The sequence below is a fragment of the Microcystis sp. LEGE 08355 genome (assembly GCF_015207185.1).
In the GTDB taxonomy this organism is placed as follows: Bacteria; Cyanobacteriota; Cyanobacteriia; order Cyanobacteriales; family Microcystaceae; genus Microcystis; species Microcystis panniformis.
The window spans coordinates 1-4,545 of the sequence record NZ_JADEXI010000381.1 but is presented as its reverse complement, the minus strand read 5'-3'; the positions used below and the strand labels follow the sequence as shown (position 1 = coordinate 4,545).

Below are 4,545 nucleotides of genomic sequence, written 5' to 3'. Positions count from 1 at the left end.
TTACTTACATTTCTTCATCATGGCTAGAGACTTACGAGGATTTATTAAGCTTTTAGAAGATCGTGGCCAATTACGCCGCATTAGTGCATCGGTCTCTGCCGATTTAGAAATTGCCGAGATCGCTAATCGGATGCTACAGGTGGGGGGACCGGCCCTACTGTTTGAAAACGTGCAAGGGGCCGAGTTTCCCGTCGCTATTAACCTGATGGGAACGGTAGAACGCATCTGTTGGGCGATGAACCTGAATAAACCCGAAGAATTGGAAGATTTAGGCAAAAAACTCGCCCTTTTACAACAACCGAAACCGCCGAAAAAACTCTCCCAAGCGATCGATTTTGGTAAAGTTTTATTTGATGTCCTGAAAGCCAAACCCAACCGTAACTTTTTTCCTGCCTGTCAACAGGTGATTTTAGAAGGGGATGAAGTAGATTTAAAGAAAATTCCGATGATTCGCCCCTATCCGGGCGATGCAGGCCAGATTATCACCCTAGGGCTAGTAATTACTAAAGATTGCGAAACGGGAACCCCTAACGTCGGTGTCTATCGCTTACAGCTACAGTCTCACAATACCATGACCGTCCACTGGTTATCCGTGCGCGGTGGGGCGCGTCACCTGCGAAAAGCGGCACAGATGGGCAAAAAATTGGAAATAGCCATTGCTTTAGGGGTCGATCCTTTAATTATCATGGCCGCCGCCACTCCTATCCCCGTAGATCTCTCAGAATGGCTGTTTGCGGGATTGTACGGCGGTTCTGGGGTACAGTTAGCCAAGTGTAAAACCCTCAATTTGGAAGTGCCGGCCGACTCAGAAATCGTCCTGGAAGGAACAATTACCCCCGGAGAGGTATTGCCAGATGGACCCTTTGGTGATCACATGGGTTACTATGGCGGTGTGGAAGATTCACCCCTGATTCATTTCCACTGCATGACCCATCGTCGCGACCCCATTTATTTAACCACTTTTAGCGGTCGTCCTCCCAAGGAAGAAGCGATGATGGCGATCGCTCTTAATCGTATTTATACACCGATTTTACGGCAACAGGTGTCAGAAATCAGGGATTTTTTCCTACCGATGGAAGCTTTAAGCTATAAAGCGGCGATTATCTCCATTGATAAAGCCTATCCCGGACAAGCGCGGCGAGCGGCCTTAGCTTTTTGGAGTGCCTTACCCCAGTTCACCTATACTAAATTTGTCATCGTCGTCGATAAGGAGATTAATATTCGCGACCCCCGGCAAGTGGTTTGGGCAATTAGTTCTAAAGTGGATCCAGTTCGCGATGTGTTTATTCTCCCGGAAACCCCCTTTGATAGCCTCGATTTTGCCAGCGAAAAGGTCGGTTTGGGGGGGAGAATGGGAATTGATGCCACGACAAAAATGTATCCCGAAACTGACCACGAATGGGGGGAACCTTTGGAGTCGGATCCGGCCATGGCGGTCAAGGTTTCCCAACGCTGGTCAGAATACGGTTTAATCGATATTAATTTACAAGAAGTGGATGCCAATAAGTTTGGCTACGAAATGTAGATTTAAGTAGGTGGGTGGAATTAAATATAAGATGAACGTAGGTTGGGCTTCGGCCGTGAGCTTTTGCCGAACGGTTGAAGCATGAAACCCAACGCCTGCATGGGTTACGCTACCGCTAACCCATCCTACAAATAATTTTGCCTCCCTACTTAGTGATTAGTTTTTCGACTTAGTAAGCGTCCTGTAGTTCGTAGAATTCGGGAGAAACGTAGTCTTTGCGTAGAGGCCAACCGACCCAATCTTCCGGCATTAAAATCCGTTTCAGGTGGGGATGTCCTTCATAAATAATGCCGAACATATCATAACTTTCTCGTTCTTGCCAGTCAGCCGCTTTCCAAATCCAGTAAACCGAAGCAACCTGGGGATTATCTCGAGGAAGAAAGACTTTTAAGCGCACTTCCACGGGACTATCGACATTATCGGTTACTTTGACCAGATGATAGAAACTAACCAATTCTTTCCCTGGTCCCAAATCGTAAGCACCCTGACATTGGAGATAATTAAAACCATAAGCGTATAAAGCAGTGGCCAGAGGAATTAAAAAGTCTGGTTCTACTTTAATCAATTCCACACCACTATGGTCAGCTTCTAAAGCTTGATGCTCAAAACCATTTTCGCTTAACCAAATCGAAGTGGGGCCAGCTTGCACAATAGCTGTCGTTTCTTCAGTCATTTAGATTTCTTCCTTTTGTTTCGTGGTCAAAAGAGCGGGGGGAACAGGCATACCAGTGGCTTCTAGTAACTCTTTCGGGGGTGCTTGACGGGTGGCCGATTGCAGATATTTACCCGTAAGAATCGGTTCCGTGGGCTGCATTTTGTGGGTGGTGCTGTAATAACGATTGGTTTGCTGGAGGACAGTCCCGCGTTCTTGAATAGATTCGTTAGCGACTTTTTTCCGCAGTTTAATAATCGCGTCGATAATCGCTTCCGGACGGGGGGGACAACCGGGTATATAGACATCCACGGGGATAAGTTTATCTACCCCTCTAACTGCGGTGGTGGAGTCACTGCTGAACATTCCCCCCGTAATCGTACAGGCACCCATGGCGATCACATATTTAGGTTCTGGCATTTCTTCATACAGACGCACCAAAGCGGGGGCCATTTTCATGGTGATTGTACCAGCAGTGATGATTAAATCGGCTTGCCGGGGACTAGAACGGGGAACTAAACCAAAGCGATCAAAATCAAAACGGGAACCAATCAAGGCCGCGAACTCGATAAAACAGCAAGCTGTACCGTATAGCATCGGCCAAAGACTTGACAAACGCGCCCAGTTATACAGGTCATCAACAGTGGTAAGGATGACATTTTCCGATAAATCCTGGGTAACTTTGGTGCGTTCGATGGGATTGAGGATTTTTTCGCTTTGTTGTTCGATAATTTGCTTAAATTCGCTGGTAGGGTTGGGACTCATCCGGTTATCCTCTCATGAAAAGTCAAAAATAAGGAAAATTATGGCCGTTATGACCATTCTAAGGCTCCTTTCCGCCAAGCATAGACGAGAGCAACCACAAGGATAGCAATAAAGATCAATGCTTCTACAAAAGCTAATAGGCCCAATTGATTGAAAGCTACTGCCCAAGGGTAGAGAAAGACGGTTTCCACGTCAAAAACCACGAAAACGAGGGCAAACATATAATAACGAATGTTAAACTGAATCCAAGCACCGCCGATCGGTTCCATCCCCGATTCATAGGTGGTGCGTCTTTCCGGACCGCCACCACTAGGCCGCAGGACTTTGGAGGCCGTTAGGGATAGGATTGGTACTAAACTGCAAGCGAGCAGAAATCCTAGAAAATACTCGTAACCTTTGAGGACAAACACTGGGTTTTTTTTCTCCTTATTCGCTATCGACAGGGGAAGTTGTCGGCATCTCTATGGGTACTTATTATAGAGGCTTTAGCAACCCGTCTCCTTCTCAAAAGCAACATTGAAGATGTTTATCGATACCATTAGCTAATCGTCGGGTCAAACTTCGCTTCTGTCCGTGCTTTGCTCTTAACTCTGACGGGGTGACAAGGAAATGACCGTGATGGACTGCTGGCTATCCAGATTACTCGTTAAGATTGTACTGGAGTGCTGGAGTTGCCAGTCCGAGCATTTGTACTAAAATTTCCGATAGGCAGTCTAAATTAGGAGAAATGCTGTCAGACCCACTATACTTTGTTAATGCACCCGATCAGAAAAGCGATCGCTTTATTTTGGCTCCGGGAAATGGACTTGCGCTCAAGTATATCAGGATGGATATTTTTTTACCGTTGAAAAGGGTTAATTAGATTTAATTTACTAAGCCAATTAAAATCATCAATTTTGTTTCAGTGATCTTAACCAAGTTTCTGACATAACTATCTCCTCAAAGTTGAGTAGCTTGTTTATGAAGCCAACTTTTCAGACTTTTATACGCTGATAACCACATTTGGTTCACTGCTGGAATAACCCATAGTTATAAAATTTTGACTAGGTTTTTCTACTATATTAATCCATTTTCTCACCTCTGGAAAATTTTGAACTCTCGAATAGAGACGATTATGACGTTTTAAAGCAGTTGTCAAACTGTGACCCGGATTAGTTATAGTATGTCCGGGGTTATTGGAATCAGTTTTCCATTCTTGACTGGATACCGAAGCTAAGATCATAGATTTCAGAAAACATTTGATCGTAATACCTCCAAAGTGCATAGCAGCTATTTTCCTATTAGATTTACAAAGTATTTCTGTATCTTGATGACGTTGTAAAAAAGCTGATTGGTAATCTTCCATCCCTAATTATCTATTCGCTAGAGTTAATACCTGTGAATAAGTTTTTTTTAGCTGAGGATTAGACCTCTTGCATAATTTTTTTATGGTATAATGGAAGGCTTTGCTTTTTTCTCGATTTTTAGATTGAAGTTGAAAAAAGAATAAAATGTGATCTTAGGTCAGGAAATCATCTATAATTTTGCTATGTTTATTAGCAAAATTATGGATTATCAAAACTTATCAGATGAACAATTCAAACGCCGTTTCGGTGTGTATAAA

Annotated in this window: 5 protein-coding genes; 1 reads left to right on the top strand and 4 read right to left on the bottom strand. The window is 44.0% G+C overall.

The features are described 5' to 3' along the window. The first annotated feature begins 19 nt into the window (after window positions 1-19). Window positions 20-1,525, top strand: coding sequence for a UbiD family decarboxylase (locus tag IQ242_RS17405; protein ID WP_193960838.1), 1,506 nt, complete (start codon window positions 20-22; stop codon window positions 1,523-1,525). A gap of 169 nt (window positions 1,526-1,694) precedes the next feature. Here IQ242_RS17405 and IQ242_RS17400 read toward each other — a convergent pair whose 3' ends face one another. From IQ242_RS17400 to IQ242_RS17385, 4 genes are all read right to left on the bottom strand, one after another. Further along, window positions 1,695-2,198, bottom strand: coding sequence for an NAD(P)H-quinone oxidoreductase subunit J (locus IQ242_RS17400; protein WP_002769165.1), 504 nt, complete (start codon window positions 2,196-2,198; stop codon window positions 1,695-1,697). After that, entirely contained in the window at window positions 2,199-2,942 is a 744-nt protein-coding gene (gene ndhK / locus IQ242_RS17395) for a photosynthetic/respiratory NAD(P)H-quinone oxidoreductase subunit K (RefSeq protein ID WP_002769162.1), read from the bottom strand. A gap of 47 nt (window positions 2,943-2,989) precedes the next feature. Then, a complete protein-coding gene (gene ndhC / locus IQ242_RS17390) occupies window positions 2,990-3,352 on the bottom strand; it encodes a photosynthetic/respiratory NAD(P)H-quinone oxidoreductase subunit C (RefSeq protein WP_002739390.1) in 363 nt (120 codons plus the stop codon). 572 nt (window positions 3,353-3,924) lie between these two features. Next, window positions 3,925-4,287 (bottom strand): hypothetical protein, encoded by a 363-nt coding sequence (locus IQ242_RS17385; protein WP_228021055.1) that lies wholly within the window; start codon window positions 4,285-4,287, stop codon window positions 3,925-3,927. Window positions 4,288-4,545: the final 258 nt, after the last annotated feature.